Here is a 26,441-nt window from a genome sequence, read left to right as displayed (position 1 = left end):
TTACCCACATGCGCTGGATACGCACGCTTTGCTACAGCCTCGGCCTGAGCGCCGCCTTCATGGCCCCGGCCGCGATGGCGCAGCAGACCTTCGTCAACGTACTCACCGGTGGGCAAAGCGGGGTGTATTACCCCCTGGGCGTGTCGCTTGCCCAGATCTACGGCAAGACCATCCCCAACGCCCGCGCCACCGCCCAGGTGACCAAGGCGTCGGCGGAAAACCTGAACCTGCTGCAGGCCGGGCGCGGTGAACTGGCCTTCACGCTGGGCGACGCGCTCTCGGACGCCTGGAAGGGCGACGCCGAGGCGGGCTTCACCAAGAAGCTGGACAAGCTGCGCGGCCTCTCGGCCACCTACAACAACGTGATCCAGATCGTGGCCAACGCCGATTCGGGCATCAAGACGCTCGCCGACCTCAAGGGCAAGCGCCTGTCGGTGGGCGCGGCGCGCTCGGGCACCGAACTCAACGCCCGCGCGATCCTGAAGGCCGCGGGCATCACCTACCAGGATCTGGGCAAGGTGGAATACCTGCCGTTCGGCGAATCGGTGGAACTCATCAAGAACCGCCAGCTCGACGCGACGCTGCAGTCCGCCGGCCTGGGCGTGGCATCGATCCGCGACCTGGCCACGTCGGTGAAAATCGTCGTGGTGCCGGTGCCGGCCGACGTGGTCGCCAAGGTGGGCGACCCGGCCTACCAGCCCACCGTCATCCCGGCCAACACCTACACCGGCCAGACCGAGGACGTGCAGACGGCCGCCATCCCCAACTTCCTCGTCACCCACTCGGGCGTCTCCGACGAGCTGGCCTACGAGATGACCAAGCAGCTGTACGCCAACCTGGAGACGCTGCACGCCGCGCACAACGCGGCCAAGGCGATCAAGCTGGAAAACGCGGTCAAGGGCATGCCGGTGCCCCTGCACCCGGGCGCCGAGCGCTACTACAAGGAAGTCGGCGTCATCAAGTAAGGCCGCGCGCCGCCACGGACCCTGCCCAGCCCCCGCCCGGGGGCTTTTTTGAGACTGGAACCCTTTCATGAGCGACCCCGACATCGAACACGTGCCGCTGCGTGGCGCCGCCTTCTGGGTGGCGGTGCTGTTTTCCAGCTTCCAGATCTGGACGGCGGCCTTCCAGCCCATGTCCAGCCAGGTGATACGCGCGATCCACGTCGGCTTCGTGATCTGGATGGTGCTGATTCTGTACCCGCCATTCAAGGGCGCCCGGCCGCCCCTGGCGCGCATCGGGCGCGTGGCGGGCTGGGCACTGGGCCTGCTGGGCTTTGCCTGCAGCTTTTATTACTGGATCTTCGAGTCCGACCTGACGGCCCGCGCCGGCGAGATCGTCGGCTGGGACTGGTTCATCGGCATCGTCATGCTGGCCCTGGTGTTCGAGGCCACGCGCCGCGCGATGGGCTGGGGCCTGCCGCTCATCTGCGGCATCTTCCTGGCCTACGGGCTGTTCGGCGAGCACCTGCCGGGCCTGTTCACGCACCGTGGCTACGGTGCCGACCAGATCCTGAGCACGCTGTCGTTCGGCACCGAAGGCATCTTCGGCACGCCGACCTACGTCTCTTCGACCTACATCTATCTGTTCATCCTGTTCGGCGCCTTTCTGGAGCAGGCCGGGATGATCGACCTGTTCACCGACTTCGCCATGGGCACCGTCGGCCACACCAAGGGCGGGCCGGCCAAGGTGTCGGTCATCTCCTCGGCGCTGATGGGCACGATCAACGGCTCGGGCGTGGCCAACGTGGTGACCACCGGCCAGTTCACGATTCCGCTGATGAAGCGCTTTGGCTATGCGCCGGCGTTTGCCGGCGGCGTGGAGGCCACGGCCAGCATGGGCGGGCAGATCATGCCGCCGGTGATGGGGGCGGTGGCCTTCATCATGGCCGAAACCATCAACGTGCCCTACGTGGACATCGTCAAGGCCGCGGTGATCCCGGCCATGCTCTACTTCTTCACCGCGTTCTGGATGGTGCACCTGGAGGCGGGGCGCAAGGGGCTGCTGGGCCTGCCCAAGGACGAATGCCCGAACCCCTGGACGGCGGTGCGCCAGCGCTGGCACCTGCTGCTGCCCTTGATCGGCCTGGTGTGGCTGCTGTTCGCCGGCTACACGCCGATGTTCTCGGGCACCATAGGCCTGGCGCTCACGGTGGTGCTGATCTTCGGCTCGGCCGTGCTCACCGGCGTCAGGCGCACCACGCTGCGCGTCGTCTTCTGGGTACTGCTGGGCCTGGCTTGCGCGGGCTTCTTCCAGTTTGGCGTCGGCATTTTCTTCGTCGTCACCGCGGTGCTGGTGGCGCTGACCTACCTGCGCCGCACCGGGCAGGACGCGCGCAAGCTCGCGATCACCGCGCTGGCCGACGGCGCGCGTCACGCGCTGCCGGTGGCCGCGGCCTGCGCCGTCGTCGGCGTGATCATCGGCATCATCAACCTCACGGGCGTCGCCGCCGAGCTCGGCGGACAGGTGATCGCGATCGGCGAGAACAGCATCCTCCTCGCGCTGTTCTTCACCATGCTGATCTGCCTGGTGCTGGGCATGGGCATTCCGACGATCCCCAACTACATCATCACCAGCTCGCTGGCCGCGCCGGTGCTGCTCAAGCTGGGCGTGCCGCTGCTGGTTTCGCACATGTTCGTCTTCTACTTCGGCATCATGGCCGACCTCACGCCGCCGGTGGCGCTCGCGGCCTTCGCCGCCGCGCCGATCGCGGGCGAAAGCGGCATGAAGATCGGCTTCCAGGCGGTGCGCATCGCCATCGCCGGCTTCATCGTGCCCTACATGGCGGTGTACGACCCGGCGCTGATGGCGCAAAGTTCGAGCGTGCTGGCGATCGCCTGGGTGACGTTCAAGGCGATCATCGCGGTGGGGCTGTGGGGCGCGGGCGCGATCGGCTACCTGCGCGGGCGGCTGAACTGGTTCGAGCGGCTGTTTGCGATTGCCGCCGCCTGCCTGCTGGTGGCGGCCGTGCCCTGGACAGACGAGGCCGGCATGGCCGGCTGCGCGCTGTTCATCGTCTGGCACCTGTGGCGCACGCGGGCGCGCGCGGTGGCGGCAGGGGCCTAGGCGCATGGGCCTGGGCATCTGTCTGGTGCTGGCCGCGGCCGCGCATGCCACGCCGGCCTTCGTGCCGGTCACGCATTTCACGCTGGCCTGGACGCATTCGATAGAGAAGCAGCGCTGGGAAGAGGATTACGTGGTGCACGCCGGCAAGCCGCCGCGGCTGGAGGCCGGGGCCGCGCGCATCCGCGGCTCGGCCGCGGGCATGGAGCCGCCGCCCGAGGCGCAGCTCGTGGATGGCTGGTTCGTCTACCAGCCCGCGCGCTGGCCGCGGGCGCCGCTGCTTCTGACACGCTCGGAGTTCACCGCCGACTTCGACCTGTGTGCCGGCGGAGCCTGCCGACCCATGGGCGAGCTGTTGCCTTCGGACGGCGGCATCACCCTGCTGTCTCCCTGTACGCATCCCGAATGAATGTCGCCGCGCTGCTGCTGCCGGATTTTTCGCTGATCCTCGCGGGCTGGCTGATCTGCCGCTTCACGCCGCTGGGTCGGGAGGTCTGGCACCCGGTGGAGCGGCTGGTGTACTACCTGCTGTTTCCCGTCCTGCTGTTTCTCTCCATCGTCAAGAGCCCGATCGAGGTCGGCCCGGCCTCCAGCCTGATCGCCGCCGGGCTGCTGCTGAGCTGCGGCGGCATCGCGCTGTCCTGGAGCCTGCCGCACCTGCCGCTGCTGGGGCGGCACATCGCCCCGCGCGACCATGCAGGCGCGGCGCAGGTGGCGTTTCGCTTCAATTCCTACATCGCGCTGGCGCTGGCCTCGCGCCTTGCGGGCGAGGCGGGCTCGCAGGCCGTCGCGATCCTGATCGGGGTGTGCGTCCCGCTCATCAACGTGGCCGCCGTCTGGCCCATGGCGCGCCAGAGCGAAAGCCGGGTACTGCGCGAGCTGGCGCGCAACCCGCTGATCATCGCCACCGTCTCGGGCCTGGCCTTCAACCTCGCGGGGCTCGCCCTGCCCGGCTGGCTCGCGCCGCAGCTGCAGCGCGTGGGCGCCACCGCGGTGCCACTGGGCTTGATGGCGGTGGGCGCGGGCATGCAGTGGGGCCAGTTGCAGAGCAGCCGGGTGTTGACGGCGGGCGTGCTGGCCATCCGCCACCTGCTGATGCCGCTGTGGGCCTGGCTGCTGGCGCGCCTGCTGGGCCTGGAGCCCGTGCAGGCCGGCGTGCTGATCGCCTTTGCCGCGCTGCCGACGGCGTCAAGCTGCTATGTGCTGGCAGTACAGATGGGCTACCGCGGGCCCTATGTGGCGGGGCTGATCACGCTGTCGCACATCGTGGCGCTGGCCAGCCTGCCGTTGGCCTTGCAGTTGCTCTCCTGAAACAGTAGCTGTCAGCGCTTGCTGGTCAAGCGTTTGAGGCCGATTTGGCTTGCAATTTCAAGTGACTTGCTTCAGCCTTGCTTCAAAGCCCAGAGCACATGCTCATGCACCAATGCACTCGGATGATCCAGCCGCGCACGCAGCGCCGCGCGAATGCTCTCGGCTTGCGCACCGCTCGCCTGGCGCAAGGCATTGCCCAAGGCGACCGCGACGTTGCGCAGCCAGCGCTCGTGGTTGATGCGACGCACCGGACCGCCTTCGGTGCGCTTGAGAAAGGTCTCCTCGTCCCACAGGAACAGATCGACGAGCTGCTGGCCCACGAGCGGCGCGCGCTCGTCGAAGTCCGGTATCTCGCTCTTTTGCGCGTACTTGTTCCAGGGGCAGACGGTCTGGCAGTCGTCGCAGCCGTAGATGTGGTTGCCCATCAGCGGGCGCAGCTCCTCGGGGATGGCGCCCTTGTTCTCTATCGTCAGGTAGGAGATGCAGCGGCGTGCATCCACCACGCCGGGCGCGACGATGGCCTGGGTGGGACAGACATCGACGCAGGCGGTGCAACTGCCGCAATGGGCGCTGACCGGCGCGCTCTCTTGCAGCTTGAAGTCGACGTAGATCTCGCCGAGGAAAAACATCGAGCCCGCGTCGCGCGAGAGGATGAGCGAATGCAGCCCCTGCCAGCCCTGGCCGCTGCGCCGCGCCAGCTCCTTTTCCAGCACCGGGGCCGAATCGGAAAAGGCGCGGTGGCCAAACGGGCCCACGGCCTCGGCGATGCGCTCGCACAGCTTGTTCAGGCGCCCGCGCACCACCTTGTGGTAATCCCGCCCGCGGGCGTAGAGCGAGACCACGCCTTCACCGGGGCGCTGCAACCGCGCGCGTTCGCGCGCCGCCCAGTCGGGCGGGGTATCGCGCGGCAGATAGGGCATGCGCGCGGTGATCACGCTCAGCGTGCCCGGCAGCAGTTCGGCCGGGCGCAGGCGCCTGGTGCCATGCTGCACCATGTAATGCAGGTCACCGTGGTAGCCCTTGGCCACCCAATCGAGAAAGCCCGGCTCGGCCGAGGACAGATCCACGCCCGAAACGCCGATTTGGGAGAATCCCAGCTCGCGCGCCCAGGTGCGGATCTGCACCAGCAATTTGTCGCCGTCCACCATCTCGCCGATTGTAGAAATGCCCCCTTCCACCCTCACGCTGCACTGGTCTTGCGAAGCCGACACCGAGCGCTTCGCCCGGCAACTGGCGCGGCTGCCGCAGCTGGCCAATGCCTTCATCGCGCTGCAGGGCGAGCTGGGCGCGGGCAAGACCACGCTGGTGCGCCACCTGCTGCGGGCGCTGGGCGTCAGCGGACGCATCAAGAGCCCGACCTATGCGGTGGTCGAGCCTTATGCGGTGGGCGAGCTGGCCATCTGGCATTTCGATTTCTACCGCTTCGATGATCCGCGCGAATGGGAGGATGCGGGTTTTCGCGAGATCTTCGCCAGCCCCGGGCTGAAACTGGCAGAATGGCCACAAAATGCCCAAAAGTGCTTGCCCGATGCAGACTTGGAACTTGAAATTCAAGTAGAGGATGATGAAAATAGGCGCGTCACGCTGCGTGCGGCCACACCCCGGGGCCATGCGCTGCTGAGCGAGTTGGCCCCTCCATGCGCAGACCCCTGACACTTTCCTCCCTGCAACGGCGCACCATAGTGCAAGCCGGCACGCTGGCGCTGCTGCTGGGCCGCCAGCACCTGGCGCGCGGCGCCAGCATCGTGGCGGTGCGCATCTGGCCCGCGCAGGACTATTCGCGCGTCACCATCGAATCGGACCAACCGCTCGCCACCACTCAGCAGTTCGTTCCCGAGCCGCCACGCCTGGCCGTGGACATCACCGGCATGGACCTGAACCCCGAGCTGCGCGAGCTGGTCGGCAAGGTGCGTGCGGACGACCCCAACATCGCCGCGATCCGCGTGGGGCAATTCCAGCCCGGCGTGGTGCGCCTGGTGCTGGACCTCAAGCACGACGCGCGCCCGCAGGTGTTCTCGCTGCCGCCGGTGGCCGCCTACCGCAATCGCCTGGTGCTGGACCTCTACCCTGCCGAGGCGCCCGATCCGCTGGCCAGCCTGATCGCCGAGCGCGCCGGCCACCCCCTGGACACCAGCCCTGGGGCCCTGCCCGCGCCCGACCCGCTGGGCGAGCTGATCGCCCAGCGCCAGTCCGCCGCCAGCACGGTGCCGGCAGCGCCCATGCAACCGCCGGCGCCCGCGGCGCCCGCGCTGGTGCGCGGCACCGACCGCATCATCATCGTCGCGCTCGATCCGGGCCATGGCGGCGAAGACCCGGGCGCCATCGGCCCGGGGGGCACACGCGAGAAGGACGTGGTGCTCAAGGTGGCCCACCTGCTGCGCGAGCGCATCAACGCCACCAAGATCGGCGGCAACCCGATGCGCGCCTACATGACGCGCGACGCCGACTTCTTCGTGCCCCTGGCCACCCGCGTCGCCAAGGCCAGGCGCGTACAGGCCGATCTCTTCGTTTCGATCCATGCCGACGCCTTCACCTCGCCGGCGGCGCGCGGCGCCAGTGTCTTCGCGCTGAGCCAGAGCGGCGCCTCCAGCTCGGCGGCGCGCTGGCTGGCGAACAAGGAAAACCAGGCCGACCTGATCGGCGGCGTGAACGTCGGCGTGCAGGACCGGCAGGTACAGCGCGCGCTGCTGGACATGAGCACCACGGCGCAGATCAACGACAGCCTCAAGCTCGGCGGCGTGTTGCTGGGCGAGATCGGCGCCATGGCCAAACTGCACAAGCCCCGCGTGGAGCAGGCCGGTTTTGCCGTGCTCAAGGCGCCGGACATTCCCAGCGTGCTGGTGGAAACCGCGTTCATCAGCAACCCCGAGGAAGAAGCGCGCCTGCGCAGCAGCGCCTACCAGGAACAACTGGCCGACGCGCTGATGCGCGGCATCCGCCGCTACTTCGCCAAGAACCCGCCACTGGCGCGCAGCCGCACGGTGTAGCGCGCGCCGCCGGCGCGGCCCGCCCTATTCGCCGCCGGGCGCCGTGGCTTGTGCCAGCCACTGGCGTGGCGACATCCCGACCTTGGCCGCAAAGGCACGCGACAGCGCCGACGGATTGGCGTAGCCGAGCTCTTCGGCCAGCAGCTTGACCGGCTGGCCCTCGCGCAGCCGGCTGCACGCCAGCGCCATGCGCCAGTCGCCCAGGTAGTCGGCGGGCGTCTGGCCCACCACGGCGCGGAAAGTGGTGGCGAAAGCGGTGCGCGACATGCCGGCCTGCCGGGCCATGCGCTCCAGCGGCCAAGGCTCGCCCGGGGCCTCGTGCATCGCCACCAATGCACGCGCCAGCCGCGGATCGGACAGCCCGGTGAGAAAACCCGGGCGCACGCCAGCCTCCTGCGGATGGTCCAGCAACCAGCGCATGAGCTGGATCACCACCACCTCGAAGAGCCGGTCGGCCAGCAGGCGCTGGCCGCAGCGCACCCGGTCGGTCTCGGCAAACAGCAGTTCCAGCGCCGGCCCCAGGCCCGTGACACGCGCCAGCGGCAGCGCGATCACCCCGGGCAGCGCACGGGCGATCGGGTTGTAGGCACCCCCCTCGAAGCACAGCCGCGCGCAGGTGAAGTCCGCCCCTTGCGCGGGCGGATTGTGGAAGCGGTGGGTCAGCGGACGCGGATACAGCAGCAGCGCGGGCTCGTCAAAACGCATTGCGCGCGGCACGCCGTGCGCGCCCGGATGGCTCACCTGCAGCGAACCGCGACGCAGCAGGTGCAGGTAACCGTGCCCCTCGCGGGCGTCGAAGTGGCTGAGCCCGCACAGTGCGCCGGCGTGGTGCAGCTGGGCCCGCACCCGAAAGCGTTCCAGCACGCCGGAGAGGCGGTCGATGTCGACGGCAGGACAGGCTTGCATGCGATCTGTATGAATTGGTATGTATATCGAATCTACTGATTCTTATCATACATTCTTGCCGCCCATACTAACCACTTCCAGGCACCCGCCGGAAAGGACAGGCCGTGAAATCCCCACGACCCGTCGCCGCAAGGCAAGGGCGAGCGGCTCGCCGCCCGGTCTCTTGCCTGCTTTTTTCAACCTGAAGGAGATCGATATGTGCCGCGTCAACCTCGACACCCAAGGCGTCCCCGCCGCCAGCCAGACCCTGCTGGCGGAGATCCACGGCGCCTTCGGCGCCACCCCCAACATGTTCAAGGCGGTAGCCAACGCGCCTGCAGCGCTGCAAAGCATGTGGGCAGCTTTCGGCGCCCTGGGCAAGGGCAGGCTGGGAGCCCGGCTGGGCGAACAGATCGCGGTGGCCATCGCCAACCGCAACCGCTGCGAATACTGCCTCGCCGCGCACACCGTGCTGGGCGGCAAGGCAGGCGCATCGCCCGCCGAAATGGCGGCCGCGCAGGTCGGCCAGTCGGACGACCCCAGGACCGCCGCCGCGCTGGAATTCGCCCTCAAGGTGGTGCAGCAGCGCGCCCAGATCACCGATGCGGACGTGGCCCGCCTGCGCTCCGCCGGCTTCGACGATGGGCAGATCGTCGAGATCATGGCGCACGTGGCCCTGAACCTGTTCACCAACTACGTCAATGTGGCACTGGACGTCCCGCTCGATTTTCCCCGGGTCGCACTGAAGTAGGGGCGGGCTGCGCCCCCGCCTGCGGCACCGGAACGTGCCACACTCGCCGGTGCGGTGGCCGCACCCCTGTCCACGGCCACCGCACCGCGAGGAGAGAACCGCCATGGCCCTGCCCCACGCCCTGTCGTCCGAAGTCGTGAGCCTCAAACCCCTGGGCGAAGGCATCGCCCGGACCCCCACCCACGCCATCATCAAGGCCGAGCAGCTGGAGGTGGTGCGCGTGGTACTGCCCGCGGGCAGCGAGCTGCCGCTGCACGAAACCCCGGGCGAGATCACGCTGTACTGCATCGAAGGCGAGGTGCAGTTCACCGTCGCCGGCCAGCCGCGCCCGCTGCGCGCGGGCGACTGGATCCACCTGCAGCCGCGCGCCCCGCACGCCTTGCGGGCCACGCGCGATGCCTCGCTGCTGCTGACCATCTGCCTGATTGCGGGCGAGGTCTGAAGCGCAGGCAGACGCCAGAAAAGCAAGCGCCCCACCCAGCGGTAACCGGGTGGGGCCTTGGCACGAGCGTGCGCTTCGGTAAAGCGCCTTGACAGGGAACAACTGTACGCAGCCCGGTGCAGTTTATTTTTCTGAATTTGTTCGATCCGGCCGACAATTCAGAAAATCCATCTGACAAAGTGAATTCAATGGAATAATCTGCTCCATGGATCGTCTGGACCGAAAAATCCTCTCCGTCCTGCAGACCAACTCCCGCGCCAGCCTGCAGGAGATAGGCGCGGCCGTGGGTCTGAGCCCCTCGCCCTGCTGGGGCCGCATCAAGAAGATGGAAGACGCCGGCGTCATCACCGGCTACACCGTGCGCCTGAACCCCGCGGCCCTTGGCCTGACGGAGACCGTGCTGGTCATGGTCACGCTAGACAGCCATTCGGACAACACGCTGGAAAAATTCGGCCAGGTGCTGGCCGCCATCCCCGAGGTGGTGGAAGCGCACCTGGTCTCGGGCGAGTACGACTACCTGCTGCGCGTCGTCGTCAAGGACACGCGCGACTACGAGCGCCTGCTGCGCGAGAAGCTCTACAAGATCAAGGGCATACGCCACAGCCAGTCGAGCTTCGTGCTGCGCACGCTCAAGTCGGCCGATTTGCCTCTCGATACCTGAATCAGCGTCGCAACCCAGGGTAAACCCAGGTGTTATGGGCTTGCGCATATGTTCAATATGGTGCGGCCGCTATGGAAACCCGAAGCAAAAGGCCGCACCATCGACAGGTGCATTCCCGCGCCGGCCTTGCACGCCGGCCGCTCCAGGACAGAGACCGCCATGACCGCAACCGCCCGCCCTTCCCCTTTGCGCTTTTATTACGGCGGCCAGATCGTGCAGGTCGACGGCGTCGGCACCACCCGCACGGTACTCGATTGGCTGCGTGAAGAGCGCCGCCAGATGGGCACCAAGGAGGGTTGCAACGAAGGCGACTGCGGTGCCTGCACCGTGGTGCTGGGCGAGCTCGACGCCGAGGGCGCGCTGCAACTGCGCTCGGTCAATGCCTGCATCCAGTTTCTGCCCACGCTCGACGGCAAGGCGCTGTTCACGGTGGAAGACCTGGCAGCGCTTGCGCCGTCCGCCGCAGGCGGCAAGGGCGCGCTGCACCCGGCGCAGCAGGCCATGGTGGAATGCCACGGCTCGCAATGCGGCTTTTGTACGCCCGGCATCGTGATGTCGCTGTGGGGCAGCTACGAAAACCACCTCGCCCACGGCACCCGCCCCACGCGCCAGGAGCTGGCGGACACGCTTTCGGGCAACCTGTGCCGCTGCACCGGCTACCGCCCCATCCTGGACGCGGGCCAGCGCATGTTCGATCTGCCCGAAGCGCGCCTGCAGCGCCAGGCGGTGGTGGCTGCGCTCAAGGCTTTGCAGCGCGACGGCGCGCTGGACTACGCCGCCCCCCGCGTGACGGCGCAAGGGGAGCGCACCGACCATTTCCACGCCCCGCGCACCCTGGACGAGCTGGCCGAGCTGCGCGAAGCCAAGCCGCAGGCGCGGCTGCTTGCGGGCTCCACCGACGTCGGCCTGTGGGTGAACAAGCAGTTTCGCGACGTGGGCGACCTGATCTATGTCGGCCAGGTCGAAGAGATGCGGCGCGTCGAGGAGCGCGGCGACGTGCTATGGATAGGCGCGGGCGCTCCGCTGGAGGACGCCTGGCGTGCGCTGGTGCGCCGCGCGCCCAGCCTCATGGACGTGTGGCTGCGCTTTGCCTCGGTGCCGATACGCCATGCGGGCACCATGGGCGGCAACGTGGCCAATGGTTCGCCCATCGGCGATTCAGCCCCCATCCTGATGGCGCTGGACGCCAGCGTCGAGCTGCGCCGCGGCAAGGCGGTGCGCACGCTCGCCCTCACCGACTTCTATCTGGACTACATGAAGAACGCCCTGCAAGAAGGCGAATTCCTGCAGGCGATCACCGTGCCGCTGGCGGCCTTTGCGCGCCAGGTGCACGGCTACAAGATCAGCAAGCGTTTCGACTGCGACATCTCGGCCATCTGCGCCGGCATGGCGCTGGAGCTGGCGGGCGAGACGGTGCACAGCGTGCGCCTGGCCTATGGCGGCATGGCCGGCATCGTCAAACGCGCCAGCGCCGCCGAAGCGGCGCTGCTGGGCCAGCCCTGGACGCATCAGAGCGTGCAGGCCGCCCAAGAGGCGCTGGCCAGCGACTTTTCCCCCCTGACCGACATGCGCGCCAGCAGTGGCTACCGCCTGCAGGTGGCGCAGAACCTGCTGCAGCGCCTATGGCTGCAAACCCGCCCCGTGGCACCACTGGCCCCCGAGGCCACCAGCGTGTTCAACGGGATGCCGCACGCCGTGGTCAGCGCCTGAAGGAGACCGCCATGAACACCCGCATTGCCGAAGAACTGCTGCGCCGCGACGCACCCTTTGCCGACTACCAGCACAACCTTGGTTCACGCACCGATGCGCAGGCCGAGGCCAGCGCGCTGCAGGCCGGCGCCCGCGTGGGCGTGAGCCGCCCGCACGAATCGGCCGAGCTGCATGTGAGCGGCAGCGCCACCTATTGCGACGACATTGCGGAACTGGCAGGCACGCTGCACTGCGCGCTCGGCCTGTCGCCGATAGCGGCGGGCCGCCTGCTGGACAGCGATCTGGCCGCGGTGCGGGCCATGCCCGGCGTGGTGCGCGTCTTCACTGCGGCAGACATCCCCGGCGAGAACAACTGCGGCTCGGTGCTGCACGACGACCCCATCCTGTGCGACGGCGAAATCCGCTACCTTGGCCAGCCGGTGTTCGCCGTGGTGGCCGAAACGCGCGAACAGGCGCGCCGCGCCGCAGCCCTGGCCAGGACGGTGCTCAAGACCGAGGCGGCCGAGCCGGTGCTGACCCCGCGCCAGGCGCACGAGAAGCAGCAGTACGTGGTGGCGCCGATGCACTTGACGCGCAGCAGCAGCGGGCTGGACGAGGCCGGCATACGCGCGGCGATAGAAAAGGCGCCGCACCGCCTCAGCGGCAGCCTGGACGTGGGCGGGCAGGAGCAGTTCTACCTCGAAGGCCAGATCAGCTACGCCCTGCCCAAGGAGGGCGGCGGCATGCACATCCACTGCTCCACCCAGCACCCGAGCGAGATGCAGTTCCTCGTCGCGCACGCGCTCGGCATCCAGGCGCATGCGGTGCTGGTCGAATGCCGGCGCATGGGCGGCGGCTTTGGCGGCAAGGAGTCGCAGTCGGCGCAGTTCGCCTGCATTGCGGCCATCGCCGCGCGCACGCTGAACCGCCCGGTCAAGCTGCGCCTGGACCGCGACGACGACTTCATGGTCACCGGCCGGCGCCACGGCTTCTGGTACGAATACGACGTGGGCTACGACGACGAGGGCCGCGTGCTCGGCGTCGCGCTGCAGATGGTCTCGCACGCAGGGCATTCGGCCGACCTGTCGGCGGCGGTGATGACACGGGCCATCTGCCACTTCGACAACGCCTACTGGCTGCCCGAAGTCGCCATGCACGGCTTCTGCGCGAGGACCAACACGCAGAGCAACACCGCCTTTCGCGGCTTCGGCGGGCCGCAGGGCGCGGTCTGCATGGAATACATCCTGGACAGCATCGCGCGCAATCTGGGCAAGGATGCGCTGGCGGTGCGCCGCGCCAACTTCTACGGCAAGGGCGAGCGCAACGTCACGCCCTACCGCCAGACGGTGCAGGACAACATCCTCGACGAGATCGTCGGCCAGCTCGAAGCCAGCAGCGACTACGCCGCGCGCCGCAAGGAAGTGGCCGGCTTCAACGCCTCCAGCCCGGTGCTCAAGAAGGGGCTGGCGCTCACGCCGGTCAAGTTCGGCATCAGCTTCAACGTCAAGCACCTGAACCAGGCGGGCGCGCTGGTGCATGTGTACCTGGACGGCTCCATCCTGGTGAACCACGGCGGCACCGAGATGGGCCAGGGCCTGAACACCAAGGTGGCGCAGGTGGTGGCGCACGAGCTGGGCGTGAACTTCGAGCGCGTGCGCATGAGCGCCACCGACACCAGCAAGGTGGCCAACACCTCGGCCACGGCGGCCTCCACCGGCTCGGACCTCAACGGCAAGGCGGCGCAGGACGCGGCGCGGAGAATCCGCGAGCGCCTGGCGGCCAACGTGGCGCAGCGCCACGGCGGCAAGAGCGGGGACGTGCGCTTTGCCAACGACAAGGTCTTCGCCGCGGGCAAGGAACTGGACTTCAGCGCCGTGGTGGCCGACGCCTACCTGGACCGCGTGCAACTGTGGTCCGACGGCTTCTACGCCACGCCCGGCCTCTCCTGGGACGCCAAGACCATGACTGGCCACCCCTTCTACTACTACGCCTACGGCGCGGCGGTGAGCGAGGTGGTGGTCGACACCCTCACGGGCGAATGGAAGCTGCTGCGCGCCGACCTGCTGCACGACGTCGGCCAGTCGCTGAACCCGGCGGTGGACATCGGCCAGATCGAGGGCGGCTTCATCCAGGGCATGGGCTGGATGACCATGGAAGAGCTGGTCTGGCACCCCAGGAGCGGCATGCTCATGACGCACGCGCCCAGCACCTACAAGATTCCCACGGCCAACGACTGCCCGCCGGTGTTCAACGTCCAGCTGTTTGAAGGGCGCAACGTGCAGGACGCCATCCACCGCAGCAAGGCCGTGGGCGAGCCGCCGCTACTGCTGCCGTTTTCGGTGTTCTTCGCGATCCGCGACGCGGTCTCCGCCGTCGGCGGGCACCAGCACAACCCGCCGCTTCCGGTGCCTGCCACCAGCGAAGCCATCCTGCGCGCCATCACCGCCGTGCAAGCCGCCTGAAGCCCTTCGCCGCACACATGCCGATGGAGCAGCCCCAAGCGCCACCGACAGCAGGCAGCGCGACCCACCCGGGGGTGGACCGCGCCTTCTTCGACCGTGTGGACCTGCACCTGATACGCGTGCTGCACACCGTGCTCGCCGAGCACAGCGTCTCGCGCGCGGCGCTGCGCCTGGGCATGAACCAGCCGGCCGTCTCGGCCGCGCTCAAGCGCCTGCGCGAGCTCACCGGCGACCCGCTGCTGGTGCGAAGCGGCGCCGAGATGGTGGTCACCGACGTGGCCCAGCAGATGCTCGAGCCCGCGGCCGCGGTGCTGCGCGCCGCGCAGACCCTGTTCACCGAGGCACGCGCCTTTGACGCCGCCACCAGCACCACCACCTTCAACATCGCCGCCAGCGACTACCTGGACCCGCTGTTCCTGCCGCGTCTGGTCACCGACATCAAGCGCCAGGCGCCGCTGGTGCATGTGGAGATCCACGCGCTCACGCGCGAGGCCGACTACCGCGCGCAGCTCGCGCAGGGCGAGGTCGATCTGGTCATAGGCAACTGGCTGCAGCCGCCCGAGGACCTGCACATCGCCCAGCTCTTCAGCGACGAAGTGGTGTCGCTGGTGAGTCGCGAGCACCCCGCGGCCCAGAGCGGCTGGAACGCCGAGGAATGGCTGGCGGCCGAGCACGTCGCGCCCATGCCGACCTACCCGGGCGCGCGCGGCATCATCGACCAGGTACTGAGCAGCCAGGGGCTGGCGCGGCGCATCGTGGTGCGCAGCGCCTATTTCGGGCTGATCCCCGAGATGGTGGCGCACAGCCGCCTGGTGCTGACCACCGGACGCCAGCACTGCGAGCGCGTGGCGCGCGAGCTGCCGCTGGCCATCGTGCCCTGCCCCGTGCCCATGCCGCCGCTGCACTACTACCAGCTCTGGCATACGCGCAGCCAGCATGCCAGCGGCGCGCGCTGGCTGCGCGAGCGCGTCAAGCAGACCATCGCCCAACTCTGATTTCCCTGCGCCAAAGCAACAACACAAGGAGACAACCGATGCTGGAAAGACTGTTCAAGCTCAAGGAGCACGACACCAACGTGCGCACCGAGCTGATCGCGGGCCTGACGACCTTCCTCACCATGGCCTACATCATCTTCGTCAACCCGGCCATCCTGGGCGACGCGGGCATGCCCAAGGATTCGGTCTTCGTCGCCACCTGCCTGATCGCCGCGCTGGGCACGGCGGTGATGGCGCTGTACGCCAACTATCCCATCGCGCTGGCGCCGGGCATGGGGCTGAACGCCTATTTCGCCTACGCAGTGGTGTTGCACATGGGCTTTACCTGGCAGGCGGCGCTGGGGGCGGTGTTCATCTCGGGCTGCCTGTTCCTGGTGGTCACGCTCACCGGCATCCGCAGCCTGATCATCAACGGCATTCCGCAGTCGCTGCGCATGGCGATCACCGTGGGCATAGGGCTGTTCCTGTCGCTGATCGCGCTCAAGAGCGCGGGCATCGTGACCGGCAACGAAGCCACGCTCGTCACCCTGGGCGACCTGCACCAGCCCAGCGTGGTGCTGGCCGTGATCGGCTTCCTGATCATGGTGGCGCTGGACCGCATGCGCGTGCGCGGCGCCATCCTGATCGGCATCATCGCGGTCACCATCCTCTCGTTCATCTTTGGCGGCAACGAGTTCCGCGGCATCTTCTCGGCGCCGCCCTCGATCGAGCCGACGCTGTTCAAGCTGGACATCCACACCGCGCTCACCAAGGGACTGCTCAACGTGGTGCTGGTGTTCTTTCTGGTGGAACTGTTCGACGCCACCGGCACGCTGATGGGCGTGGCGCGCCGCGCGGGCCTGCTGGTGCCGGGCAAGATGGACCGGCTGAACAAGTCGCTGTTTGCCGACAGCGCCGCCATCTTCGCCGGCTCGCTGCTCGGTACTTCCAGCACCACGGCCTACGTGGAAAGCGCCTCGGGCGTGCAGGCGGGCGGGCGCACGGGCCTCACGGCGATGACGGTATCGGTGCTCTTTCTTGCTGCGTTGTTCATAGCGCCTCTGGCAGGTGCGGTGCCGGCCTATGCCACGGCGCCCGCCCTCTTCTTCGTCGGCTGCCTGATGATGCGCGACCTGACCGAGCTGGACTGGGGCGAATCCACCGAGGTGATCCCGGCCGCGGTGACCGCGCTGATGATGCCCTTCACCTACTCCATCGCCAACGGCCTGGCCTTCGGCTTCATCTCCTACGCCGCCATCAAGCTGTTCACCGGCCGCGTGCGTGAAGTGCACTGGATGGTCTGGCTGATCGCGCTGGTCTTCCTGTTCAAGTTCTTCTACGTCGGGGGTTGAGGCATCCATGAAAGCCTACCGCGCGCAATTGCTGCGCTTCGACGCACAAGGCCAGGCGCTGTACGAGAGCGACGGCCTGCTGGTGACCGGGCCGGGCAGCGACGGCGTGCGGCGCGTGATCGACGCCGGAGCCTACCGCGCGGTGGCCGCGCGCCATCCGGGCGTGCCGGTGACGCACTGGCAGGGGCGTTTGATCGCGCCCGGCTTCATCGACATGCACGTGCATTACCCGCAGACCGACATCATCGGCTCGCCCGCCGACGGGCTGCTGCCCTGGCTCACCAACTACACCTTCCCGGCCGAGATGCGCTTTGCCGACCCGGCCTACGCCGCCGAGATCGCGCACGTGTTCTTCGAAGAGCTGCTGCGCAACGGCGTGACCACCGCGCTCACCTTTGCCACAGCGCACCCGGCCTCGGTCGATGCCTTCTTTCACGAGGCGCAAAAGCGCGGGCTGCGCATGATGGGCGGCAAGGTGCTGCAGGACCGCCATTCGCCCGACGGCCTGCGCGACGAGACCGAGCAAAGCCTCGCCGACACCGAAGCGCTGATCCGGCGCTGGCACGGCAAGGACCGGCTGGGCTACGCCATCACGCCGCGCTTTGCGCCCACCAGCAGCGAGGCGCAGCTGCGCGGCGCGGGCGAGCTGGCCGCGCGCTACGGCGACACCTGGATCCATTCGCACGTGGCAGAAAACCGCGACGAGGTGCGCTGGGTGCGCGAGCTGTTTCCGCAATCGCGCTCCTACCTGTCTGTCTACGAGGACTTCGGGCTGCTGCGCGCACGCGCGGTGTATGCGCACTGCATCCACCTGGACGCGGACGACCGCGCACTGATGCACGCCAGCGCCAGCGCCGCCGCCGTCAGCCCCACGAGCAACCTGTTTCTGGGCAGCGGCTTCTTCGACTTTGGCGCCGCCCAGGCCGCGGGCATGCTGCATGGCCTGGCCAGCGACGTGGGCGGGGGCACCAGCTTTTCACCGTTTCGCACCATGCTCGCGGCCTATTTCATCGGCCGCGAGGGGCAGAGCAAGCCGGGGCTGTCGCTCGCGCCCTCCGAGCTGTGGTGGCTGCACACCGGCGGCGCGGCGCGCGCGCTGGGCCTGCAAGGCTGCACGGGGACGCTGGCCACGGGCACCGAGGCGGACTTCGTGGTGCTCAACCCCGATGCCATCCCGCTGCTCGCGCGCAAGGCCAGGCGCGCGCAAAACCTGCAGGAGCTGTTGTTTGCGCTGATCGTGCTCGGCGACGACCGCGTGGTCGAACGCGTGGTGACGGCCTGAAGCGCACCCGCGCATGCCCCCGGCTCAGGGCTGTGCGGGGCGTACCCGTGCGCCGCGCCAGGCGCCGTAGATCGCGATCAGGCCCGGCACCAGGATCAGCGCCCAGATGATCTTCTCCAGGTTCTCCTTCACCCAGGGCAGGTTGCCGAAGAAATGGCCCGCGCTGCAAATGCCCAGCACCCAGACCAGCGCGCCGCCGACGTTGTAGGCGGTAAAGCGCGCGCGGTTCATCGCCGCCACACCGGCCACGAAGGGCGCGAAGGTGCGAATGAAAGGCATGAAGCGCGCCAGCACGATGGTGATGCCGCCATAGCGCTCATAAAACGCATGCGCGCGATCGAAGGCCTTGCGGTTGAACCAGCGCGAGTTCTCCCACTGGAACACCCGCGGACCGAAGTGGTGGCCGATCTGGAAGTTGCACTGGTCGCCAAGCACCGCCGCCACCAGCAGCACGGCCGTGGCGCTCCAGAAGTCCAGCATGCCGGCACCGCTGAGCGCGCCGGCAATGAAGAGCAGCGAGTCGCCCGGCAGAAAAGGCATGACCACCACGCCGGTTTCCACGAACACGATCAGGAACAGCAGCGCATACACCCAGGCCCCATAGGTGGCCACGAACAGCTCCAGGTGCTTGTCCACGTGCAGGATGAAGTCGATCAGAAAGGCAAGCAATTCCATGGGGCCGGGCTCGGGGCAGCAAAGCTCCGGATTATCGGCGGCTGCCGCTGCATGGCCTGCCTAGAATCACCACGGTGAACACCCCGCCCGCCCCTGCCTTCGCCCGCCGCCCCATCCACGAACTGCCCGACGAGCTGATCAGCCAGATCGCCGCGGGCGAAGTCGTCGAGCGCCCCGCTTCCGTGGTGCGAGAACTCGTGGACAACGCGCTGGACGCCGGCGCCACCCAGGTCACCGTGCGGCTGCTCGCCGGCGGCGTGCGCCTGATCGCGGTGGAAGACGACGGCTGCGGCATTGCCGAGCAGGAACTCACGCTGGCGCTGCGCCGCCACGCCACCAGCAAGATCGCCAGCCTGGACGAACTGGAGTCGGTGGCCACCATGGGCTTTCGCGGCGAGGCGCTGGCCGCCATTGCCTCGGTCTCGGAGCTGTCGCTGCTCTCGCGCACCGCCACCGCCAGCGCCGCCTGCCTGCTCGATGCGCGCAGTGGCGAGCTGCGCCCGGCCGCCCGCGCCGTCGGCACCACGGTGCAGGTCAAGGAGCTGTTCTTTTCCACGCCGGCGCGGCGCAAGTTCCTCAAGAGCGACGCCACCGAACTGGCCCACTGCGTGCAGGCGCTGCGCCGCCACGCGCTGGCGCGCCCCGACGTGGGCTTCGCCCTCTGGCACGAGGGCAGGCTGGCGCAGCAGTGGCGCGCCACCTGCGCGCCCGGCCAGGAGCCGGGCGACGACGCGCTGGCGCGGCGCATGGCCGACGTGCTGGGCGAGGACTTCATCACCGAGTCGCTGACCGTGCACCACCAGGCCGGCCCGCTGGTGATCACCGGGCGCGCGGGCCTGCCCAGCAGCGCCCGCTCGCGCGCGGACCAGCAGTACAGCTACGTCAACGGCCGCTACGTGCGCGACAAGGTGCTGCAGCATGCCGCGCGCGCCGCCTACGAGGACGTGCTGCACGGCCAGCGCCAGCCGATCTGGGTGCTGTATCTGCGCATCGATCCGGCGCGCGTGGACGTGAACGTGCACCCGACCAAGATCGAGGTGCGCTTTCGCGACAGCCGCGAGGTACACCAGGCCACGCTGCACGCGCTGCAGCAGGTGCTGGCGGCGCCACGGGCCCAGGCGCTGGCGGGGGCGCCCGCATCCATACCGACTGAAAATTTCAAGCCAAATAGGCCTCAAACGCTTGCCTGGCAAGCGCAAGCAGCTCTCAAATTGGAAGAAAGTTCGGGCCACAAGGTGTCGGACCTGCAAGCGCTCTGGGGCAAGCCGGCCCCCGCCATGCCGGACTCCCCGGCCCAGGCGCCAGCCGAGGCATTGCCGCCCGCGCAGCCCGTGGTCGGCGCCGGGGTGCCCGCGCCCGAAGCTGCTGGCGCCGGAGATACCGCCGCCTGGCCGCTGGGGCGCGCACTGGCGCAGATCCACGGCGTCTACATCCTGGCGGAGAACACCCGCGGCCTGGTCATCGTGGACATGCATGCGGCGCACGAACGCATCGTCTACGAGCGCCTGAAGGCGCAGATCGACGCCGCGCGGCGCATCGCCAGCCAGCCCCTGCTCATCCCCGCCACCTTCGCGGCCACGCCGCTGGAGGTGGCCACGGCCGAAACCCAGGGCGAGACCCTGGCCATGCTGGGCCTGGAGATCACCGCGTTTTCAGCCCGCACGCTGGCGGTGCGCGCCGTCCCCACCACGCTGGTACAAGGCGACGCGGTGGAACTGGCGCGCAAGGTGCTGGCCGAGCTGGCGCAGTACGAGGCCAGCAGCGTGGTTGAGCGCGCGCGCAATGAAATCCTCGCCACCATGGCCTGCCACGGCGCGGTGCGCGCCAACCGGCTCTTGAGCCTGCCCGAGATGAACGCGCTGCTGCGCCAGATGGAAACCACCGAGCGCTCGGACCAATGCAACCACGGCCGCCCGACCTGGCGCCAGCTATCGATGAAAGAGCTGGACGCGCTTTTCCTGCGCGGCCGCTGAGCCTTTTTTCTTCCGGACTTTCCGCCCGCCTCCCACCGGCAGGCACGGCCGGCTATCGCCTGCGCGACAGCAAACACGAAAACTTGCAAACCGCATCATGCATGACATTATGTTTTTTATACATAATGCTGCACTGCCACATCAAACCTTGAAGGTATTTTCATGAGTGCCCGTCTCTCCGTTGGCCAGTTTCTCGAACGCGTGGGTCAGCGCAACCCCCATCAGCCGGAATTCCTGCAGGCCGTGACCGAGGTCATGGAGACCCTGTGGCCCTTCCTGCAGGCCAACCCGCGCTACACCGAGCACGCCCTGCTCGAACGCCTGGTGGAGCCCGAGCGCGTGGTCTGCTTTCGCGTGAGCTGGGTGGACGACGCAGGCCAGGTGCGGGTCAACCGCGGCTACCGGGTGCAGCACAGCATGGCCATAGGCCCGTACAAGGGCGGGCTGCGCCTGCACCCGTCGGTGACGCTGTCCATCCTGAAATTCCTGGCCTTCGAGCAGACCTTCAAGAACGCCCTGACCACGCTGCCCATGGGCGGCGCCAAGGGCGGCTCGGACTTCGACCCCAAGGGCCGCAGCAACGGCGAGATCATGCGTTTCTGCCAGGCCTTTGCCAGCGAGCTGTTCCGCCACGTGGGCGCGGACACCGACGTGCCCGCGGGCGACATCGGCGTGGGCGGGCGCGAGGTCGGCTTCATCGCCGGCATGATCAAGAAGCTCACCAACCGCGCCGACTGCGTGCTCACCGGCAAGGGCATGGGCTTTGGCGGCTCGCTCCTGCGCCCCGAGGCCACGGGCTACGGCCTCATCTACTTCGCCGAGGAAATGCTCAAGACGCGCGGCAAGAGCCTGGAAGGCATGCGCGTGTCGGTCTCGGGCTCGGGCAACGTCGCGCAGTACGCGATCGAGAAGGCCCTGCAGCACGGGGCCAAGGTCGTCACCTGTTCGGATTCGGGCGGCACGGTGATCGACGAAGACGGCTTCAGCGCCGAGAAGCTCGCGGTGCTGATGCAGGTCAAGAACGAGCAGTACGGCCGCGTGAGCGACTACGCCGCGCGCGTGGGCGCGCAGTTCCAGGCCGGCGCGCGCCCCTGGCAGGTGCCGGTGGACGTGGCCCTGCCCAGTGCGGTGCAAAACGAGCTCGACGAAGCCGACGCCCGCACGCTGATCGCCAACGGCGTGCAATGCGTGGCCGAAGGCGCCAACATGCCATCGACCAACGAAGCGGCCAAGGCCTTCGAGGCGGCCGGCGTGCTCTACGCCCCTGGCAAGGCGAGCAACGCCGGCGGCGTCGCCACCTCGGGCCTGGAGATGAGCCAGAACGCCCAGCGCCTGGTCTGGACGCGCGACGAGGTGGACGCGCGCCTGCGCTGCATCATGCAGAGCATCCACGGCGCCTGCCTGCAGCATGGCCAGCGCCCCGACGGCTCGATGAGCTACGTCACCGGCGCCAATGTCGCGGGCTTTGTCAAGGTGGCGGATGCGATGCTGCAGCAAGGGGTGATCTGAGCCCCACGACCACGCGGGTCCAGCGGCCCGGGCGCGCCGCATGTCGGCGCGCCGCCCTCAGCGCAAGGTGACAAGCTCGCTCCAGGGCAGGTCGGGCAACACTTCATGGTGGCCGACGATGAGCACGCGCCGGCTCGCCTGGCCCTGCTGTGCCAGCGCGGCGCGCAGCGCCACGATGGAGGGACGGTCCAGCGCCGCCTCGGGCTCGTCGATGAGTGTGAGCGGCGCGCCGCTGGCCAGCGCAGCCGCCAGCAGCACCTTGCGCTTGCCGCCGGTGGAGAGGCGAAACATCTCCTTGTGCAGGTGCTCCTGCAGCGCCAGCGCCTGCACCAGCTGCTGCCACTGCGCCGCATTCCAATGCGGGTAGCGCGCAGCCAGCCCGGCCGCCCATTGCGCGGGTGAGATCTGCGGCCATTCGGCGCGCGGGTCGCGCCAGAAGACGGTCTGCGGCGCACGGCGCAGCTGTTCGGCCAGCGGTACGCCGCACCAGCGCAGCACGCCGGCGACGGGCGGCAGTTCCCCGGCCAGCACGCGCAGCAGCGCGCTCTTGCTTTCGCCTTCTTCGTCCAGCAGCAGCGACAGCCCCGGGCCAAATTCGGCATTCCAGTCGCGCAGGGCGCCGCCGGTCTCGGGCGCCAACGCCAGCCCCAGCGCCTGCAGGCGCACGCGTTCGGTTTCTTCGGTCATGATGCAAGTCTACGCAGCCCGCGCGGCCGCTCTTTCGCCAGCATTCCACCATGTCCACACCCACGCACGTCGCGCCGCCCGAGGCCCGGCCCTCCACCGCCCGCACCCTGGGGGCGCTCTGGCCTTTTCTGCGCCCCTACCGCTGGCCGATGCTGCTGGCGCTGGCCTTCCTGCTGCTGGCGGCGGCCGCCACGCTCGCCTTCCCGTTGGCGCTGCGCGTGGCCATAGACCGTGGCCTGCGCTACGCCAGCCAGGGCAGCATGCTGCGCGCGCACTTCGTGCTGCTCTTTCTGGTGGCGATGGCGGTGGGCGTTTTTTCCGCCGCGCGCTACTACATGATGAGCTGGCTGGGCGAACGCGTGACGGCCGACCTCAAGAGCGCCGTCTATGCCCAGGTGCTGCGCCAGAGCCCGGCCTTTTTTGAAACCACGCAGACCGGCGAGGTGCTCTCGCGCCTGACGGCCGACGCCACGCTGATCCACACGGTGATCGGCTCCTCGTTTTCCATGGGCTTGCGCAACGCCGTGCTGGGCCTGGGCGCGCTCATCATGCTGGTCTGGACCAACCCCTACGTGATGTCGGTGGCGCTGGCCGCGGTACTGGTGGTGGTGCTGCCCGCGATGTGGATAGGGCGCAGCGTGCGGCGTCTGTCGCGCGCCAGCCAGGACCGCGTGGCCGACGCCAGCGCCATCGCCGCCGAGGTGCTCAACGCCATCCCCGTGGTGCAGGGCTACACCGCCGAGCAGCGCGAGGCGCGCCGCTTCGCCGATTCCAACGAGGTGGCCTTTCAGACCGCCATACGGCGCAGCAGCGTACGCGCGCTGCTGGTGGCCTTCATCATCATTGCCAACGCCGCCCTGCTGCTCTGGGGCCTGTACCGTGGCAGCCAGGCGGTCATGGCCGGGCAGATGAGCGCGGGCAGCCTGGGGCAGACCGTGGTGTACGCGCTCTTTCTGGCCAGCGCGGTGGCGGTGCTCGGCGAAGTTTACGGCGACCTGCTGCGCGCCGCCGGTGCCACCGAGCGGCTGATGGAGCTATTGGTCGCCCGCCCCGCGATCACCGCACCCGCACCTGCGCAATTGCGCGAGCCGGCGCCGGGCCAGGGGCTGGAGGTGCGCTTCGAGCAGCTGGTGTTTCACTACCCCTCGCGCCCCGAGACCCCGGCCATTCGAGGGTTCGACCTGCATGTGCGCCCCGGAGAGACGGTGGCGCTGGTGGGCGCCAGCGGCGCCGGCAAGTCCACGGTGTTTCAGCTCTTGCAGCGCTTTTACGACGTGGACCAGGGCCGCATCACGGTAGGCGGCGTGGACGTCCGCGCGCTCGATCCGCAGGCGCTGCGCCGGCTGATCGCCACCGTACCGCAGGAGGCGGTGATCTTCTCCAGCAGCGCGCTGGACAACATCCGCTACGCCCGCCCCGAAGCCACGCGCGAGCAGGTGCTGGCCGCCGCGCGCGCCGCCTTTGCCGACGAATTCATCAGCGCCCTGCCCCAGGGCTACGACACCTTCCTGGGCGAGCGCGGCGTGCGCCTGTCGGGCGGGCAGCGCCAGCGCATCGCGATCGCGCGGGCGCTGCTCAAGGACGCAACCATCCTGCTGCTCGACGAAGCCACCAGCGCGCTAGACGCGCACAGCGAACGCGTGGTGCAGCAGGCGCTGGACGCGGCGCTGCACCAGCGCGCGGCGCATCGCGTCACGCTGGTAATCGCACACCGCCTGGCCACCGTGCAGCATGCCGACCGCATCGTGGTGCTGGAGCACGGGCGCATCGTCGAACAGGGCAGCCACGCCCAGCTGATCGCCGCCGACGGCGCCTACGCGCGGCTGGCGGCGCTGCAGTTCAGCGCCTAGGGGCTCTTCACACGGCGTGCGGCTCGAACACCACGACGCGGTCGCGCCCCGCCTTCTTGGCCTGGTACAGCGCCACGTCCGCGCGGCGCAGCAGCTGCTGGGGCCCTTCATCCGCGCCTGGCACCATGCTGGCAATGCCTACGCTCACCGTGACCTGGCCCAGCGGTGAGTCGGGGTGGGCCATGGCCTGCGCTTGCAGCCGGGAGCGCAGGCGCTCGCAGCTGCGGCGCACGCCTGCGGCGCTCTCGCCAGGCATGAGCATGACGAATTCCTCGCCGCCGTAGCGCGCCACCAGATCGGCTTCGCGCTGCACGCACTCGCGCAGCAGCGTGGCAATGGCGCGCAGGCAGGCGTCGCCCGCCGGATGACCGAAGCGGTCGTTGTAGCCCTTGAACCAGTCCACGTCCAGAATCGCCAGGCCCAGCGCCATGCCCGCGCGGCGTGCGCGCAGCCATTCGGCCTGCAGCAGCTCGTCGAAGCGGCGCCGGTTGGCGATGCCGGTCAGGCCGTCGGTCACACTCAACGCGGCCAGCTGCTGATTCAGGCGCGAGAGCTCTTCGGTGCGCGCGAGCACCTTGTGCTCGAGCTGCTGCTCGGACTGCCTGAGGTGCTCGATCAACTGCGTCTGCGCCTGGAGCAGGTCTTTTTGCATCGCCAGCTTCTCGCGCCGCAGCTGCGCATAGCGGTCGGCCAGGGCCAGCGCCAGCAAGACCATCTCCAGCGCCGAGCCGATCTGCATGGCATTGGCGGTGAACACGTTGGTCGGCACCAGGCCGAGCGCGCGCAGCACATTGACCAGCGCGCCCGCGACCAGCATCAATGCGGCGGCGCCGTAGAAGTAGGCGCTGCGCTGGCGCCTGAGCATGCCGTGCGCCAGCACCGCGGCCGCCACCACGATGGCCAGCAGATAGACCACCGCCGCCGTGCGGATCAGGCTCTGGCCAGTGAAGGGAAACACCACCGGGCTGAGCACGAAGAACCACACCAGCGCACGCAGCGCCCCATCCCAGCGCCCCAGGGTGTGCGCGGTATCGAGCAGCTTGCGCATGAACTGCAGTCCGGTAGCGATCGCCAGCGAATAGCCGAAGGTGGCGGCCAGGTCGGACCACCACGGCGGCTGCAGCGGCAGGAACTGTTTGACCAGGCCGTTTTGCGCCGCCAGCGCGAACGCCATGCTGGCAGCGAAGAATACGTAGTGCAGGAACAGGCGCTCGCGCAGCCACAGGAAGATCAGCAGGTTGAACAGCACCATGGCGCTGGCCATGCCGAAATACCAGGCCTGCGCCGCGGAGTCACCCGCCACGTGGTGTGCAAACGCCGCCGGCTGCCAAAGCCGCAGCGGCACGATGAAGGCGGTGAGCGAGTGCACGCGCAGGTAGTAGGTCTGCTGCGTCTGCGGCCCGAGCTTGAGCGGGAAGGCAAACGCGCGCCAGGCGAGCGGGCGCGAGGCAAACGGCGCCTGCATGCCGGTCTCGGTGGGCTGCACGCTGGCGCCGCTGCCGGGCTGATAGAGCGTGACCTGCGACAGGCGCGGATAGGCCACTTCCAGCACCCGCGTGAGCGCCTCGTCACCGGGGTTTTCCAGCGTGAAGCGAAACCACCAGGCCGATGGCGTAATGCCGAAATTGAAGGCTTCGTCCTTGCCCAGGCCTGCGGCAAAGCGCCCGGCCAACGGGGGCTGCATCACCTGCGCCAGCGTGAACGTGGCCTGCGGATCTTCCAGCGCCTGCACGCTCGGCGCCAGCACCAGCGCGGGACCCGTCACATCGCGCACATCGACGGGCGCCGGTTGCTGCGCCCGGGCAGGCAACAAGGCGGCGAGCAGGACCAGGCCCCACAGCCAGCGCCAGAGCCCGTGCCCGCAGGAGAACTGAGCGGCGCCGCGCAT

General features: G+C 68.7%; 22 protein-coding genes. 17 read left to right on the top strand and 5 right to left on the bottom strand.

The genetic code is table 11. The features are described 5' to 3' along the window. The first annotated feature begins 8 nt into the window (after positions 1-8). From FOZ74_RS12370 to FOZ74_RS12355, 4 genes are all read left to right on the top strand, one after another. The gene (locus FOZ74_RS12370; RefSeq protein ID WP_146913352.1) at positions 9-965 is read left to right on the top strand and encodes a TAXI family TRAP transporter solute-binding subunit; all 957 of its coding nucleotides are present in this window, start codon (positions 9-11) and stop codon (positions 963-965) included. A gap of 67 nt (positions 966-1,032) precedes the next feature. Beyond that, positions 1,033-3,066 carry a TRAP transporter permease gene (locus FOZ74_RS12365; protein ID WP_146913351.1) on the top strand — a complete coding sequence of 678 codons (2,034 nt, stop codon included), beginning with the start codon at positions 1,033-1,035 and terminating at the stop codon, positions 3,064-3,066. Positions 3,067-3,070: 4 nt separating this feature from the next. After that, on the top strand, positions 3,071-3,472 hold the full coding sequence (locus FOZ74_RS12360; RefSeq protein ID WP_146913350.1) for a DUF1850 domain-containing protein: 402 nt from the start codon (positions 3,071-3,073) through the stop codon (positions 3,470-3,472). After that, positions 3,469-4,374, top strand: coding sequence for an AEC family transporter (locus tag FOZ74_RS12355; RefSeq protein WP_146913349.1), 906 nt, complete (start codon positions 3,469-3,471; stop codon positions 4,372-4,374). Before FOZ74_RS12360 ends, FOZ74_RS12355 begins: the two co-directional genes overlap by 4 nt. 71 nt (positions 4,375-4,445) lie before the next feature. On the opposite strand, the gene queG is transcribed toward FOZ74_RS12355, so the two are convergent. Then, positions 4,446-5,522, bottom strand: coding sequence for a tRNA epoxyqueuosine(34) reductase QueG (queG, locus tag FOZ74_RS12350; RefSeq protein WP_255437603.1), 1,077 nt, complete (start codon positions 5,520-5,522; stop codon positions 4,446-4,448). A gap of 16 nt (positions 5,523-5,538) precedes the next feature. On the opposite strand from queG, the gene tsaE reads away from it, so the two are divergent. Then, positions 5,539-6,027 (top strand): tRNA (adenosine(37)-N6)-threonylcarbamoyltransferase complex ATPase subunit type 1 TsaE, encoded by a 489-nt coding sequence (gene tsaE / locus FOZ74_RS12345; RefSeq protein ID WP_146913348.1) that lies wholly within the window; start codon positions 5,539-5,541, stop codon positions 6,025-6,027. Beyond that, positions 6,012-7,361, top strand: a complete 1,350-nt coding sequence (locus FOZ74_RS12340) for an N-acetylmuramoyl-L-alanine amidase (protein ID WP_146913347.1) — start codon at positions 6,012-6,014, stop codon at positions 7,359-7,361. Before tsaE ends, FOZ74_RS12340 begins: the two co-directional genes overlap by 16 nt. Positions 7,362-7,385: 24 nt before the next feature. Here FOZ74_RS12340 and FOZ74_RS12335 read toward each other — a convergent pair whose 3' ends face one another. Then, positions 7,386-8,267: an AraC family transcriptional regulator gene (locus FOZ74_RS12335; RefSeq protein WP_146913346.1), complete on the bottom strand. Its 882-nt coding sequence runs from the start codon at positions 8,265-8,267 to the stop codon at positions 7,386-7,388. A gap of 196 nt (positions 8,268-8,463) precedes the next feature. Here FOZ74_RS12335 and FOZ74_RS12330 point away from each other — a divergent pair, with 196 nt between their 5' ends. From FOZ74_RS12330 to guaD, 8 genes are all read left to right on the top strand, one after another. Beyond that, the gene (locus FOZ74_RS12330) at positions 8,464-8,997 is read left to right on the top strand and encodes a carboxymuconolactone decarboxylase family protein (RefSeq protein WP_146913345.1); all 534 of its coding nucleotides are present in this window, start codon (positions 8,464-8,466) and stop codon (positions 8,995-8,997) included. Positions 8,998-9,100: 103 nt separating this feature from the next. Further along, positions 9,101-9,439, top strand: coding sequence for a cupin domain-containing protein (locus FOZ74_RS12325; RefSeq protein WP_146913344.1), 339 nt, complete (start codon positions 9,101-9,103; stop codon positions 9,437-9,439). A gap of 205 nt (positions 9,440-9,644) precedes the next feature. Further along, positions 9,645-10,100, top strand: a complete 456-nt coding sequence (locus FOZ74_RS12320) for an Lrp/AsnC family transcriptional regulator (protein WP_146913343.1) — start codon at positions 9,645-9,647, stop codon at positions 10,098-10,100. 159 nt (positions 10,101-10,259) lie between these two features. Further along, entirely contained in the window at positions 10,260-11,810 is a 1,551-nt protein-coding gene (xdhA, locus tag FOZ74_RS12315) for a xanthine dehydrogenase small subunit (protein ID WP_146913342.1), read from the top strand. Between the two features lie 11 nt (positions 11,811-11,821). After that, a complete protein-coding gene (gene xdhB, locus FOZ74_RS12310) occupies positions 11,822-14,251 on the top strand; it encodes a xanthine dehydrogenase molybdopterin binding subunit (RefSeq protein WP_146913341.1) in 2,430 nt (809 codons plus the stop codon). A 23-nt stretch (positions 14,252-14,274) separates the two neighbouring features. Beyond that, positions 14,275-15,246, top strand: coding sequence for a LysR family transcriptional regulator (locus FOZ74_RS12305; protein ID WP_146913340.1), 972 nt, complete (start codon positions 14,275-14,277; stop codon positions 15,244-15,246). A gap of 38 nt (positions 15,247-15,284) precedes the next feature. Next, complete coding sequence (locus FOZ74_RS12300; RefSeq protein WP_146913339.1) at positions 15,285-16,577, top strand: NCS2 family permease; 1,293 nt, start codon at positions 15,285-15,287, stop codon at positions 16,575-16,577. Between the two features lie 7 nt (positions 16,578-16,584). After that, positions 16,585-17,859, top strand: a complete 1,275-nt coding sequence (gene guaD, locus FOZ74_RS12295; RefSeq protein ID WP_146913338.1) for a guanine deaminase — start codon at positions 16,585-16,587, stop codon at positions 17,857-17,859. Positions 17,860-17,883: 24 nt separating this feature from the next. Here guaD and FOZ74_RS12290 read toward each other — a convergent pair whose 3' ends face one another. After that, entirely contained in the window at positions 17,884-18,534 is a 651-nt protein-coding gene (locus FOZ74_RS12290) for a DedA family protein (RefSeq protein WP_146913337.1), read from the bottom strand. 74 nt (positions 18,535-18,608) lie between these two features. On the opposite strand from FOZ74_RS12290, the gene mutL reads away from it, so the two are divergent. Both mutL and gdhA read left to right on the top strand, forming a co-directional pair. Beyond that, a complete protein-coding gene (mutL, locus tag FOZ74_RS12285; protein ID WP_255437602.1) occupies positions 18,609-20,507 on the top strand; it encodes a DNA mismatch repair endonuclease MutL in 1,899 nt (632 codons plus the stop codon). Between the two features lie 162 nt (positions 20,508-20,669). Continuing rightward, entirely contained in the window at positions 20,670-22,016 is a 1,347-nt protein-coding gene (gene gdhA, locus FOZ74_RS12280) for an NADP-specific glutamate dehydrogenase (RefSeq protein ID WP_146913335.1), read from the top strand. A 57-nt stretch (positions 22,017-22,073) separates the two neighbouring features. Here the strand turns inward: gdhA and FOZ74_RS12275 are convergent, their stop codons facing one another. Beyond that, entirely contained in the window at positions 22,074-22,703 is a 630-nt protein-coding gene (locus tag FOZ74_RS12275; protein ID WP_146913334.1) for an ABC transporter ATP-binding protein, read from the bottom strand. Positions 22,704-22,753: 50 nt separating this feature from the next. Here FOZ74_RS12275 and FOZ74_RS12270 point away from each other — a divergent pair, with 50 nt between their 5' ends. After that, positions 22,754-24,553, top strand: coding sequence for an ABC transporter transmembrane domain-containing protein (locus FOZ74_RS12270; RefSeq protein ID WP_146913333.1), 1,800 nt, complete (start codon positions 22,754-22,756; stop codon positions 24,551-24,553). Positions 24,554-24,560: 7 nt separating this feature from the next. Here the strand turns inward: FOZ74_RS12270 and FOZ74_RS12265 are convergent, their stop codons facing one another. After that, a complete protein-coding gene (locus FOZ74_RS12265; protein WP_146913332.1) occupies positions 24,561-26,441 on the bottom strand; it encodes a sensor domain-containing diguanylate cyclase in 1,881 nt (626 codons plus the stop codon).

The sequence above is a fragment of the Comamonas flocculans genome (assembly GCF_007954405.1).
GTDB classification, from domain to species: Bacteria; Pseudomonadota; Gammaproteobacteria; order Burkholderiales; family Burkholderiaceae_C; genus Comamonas_C; species Comamonas_C flocculans.
Note: the sequence above shows the minus strand (reverse complement) of the source record. Positions and strands in the feature narration are given on the sequence as shown.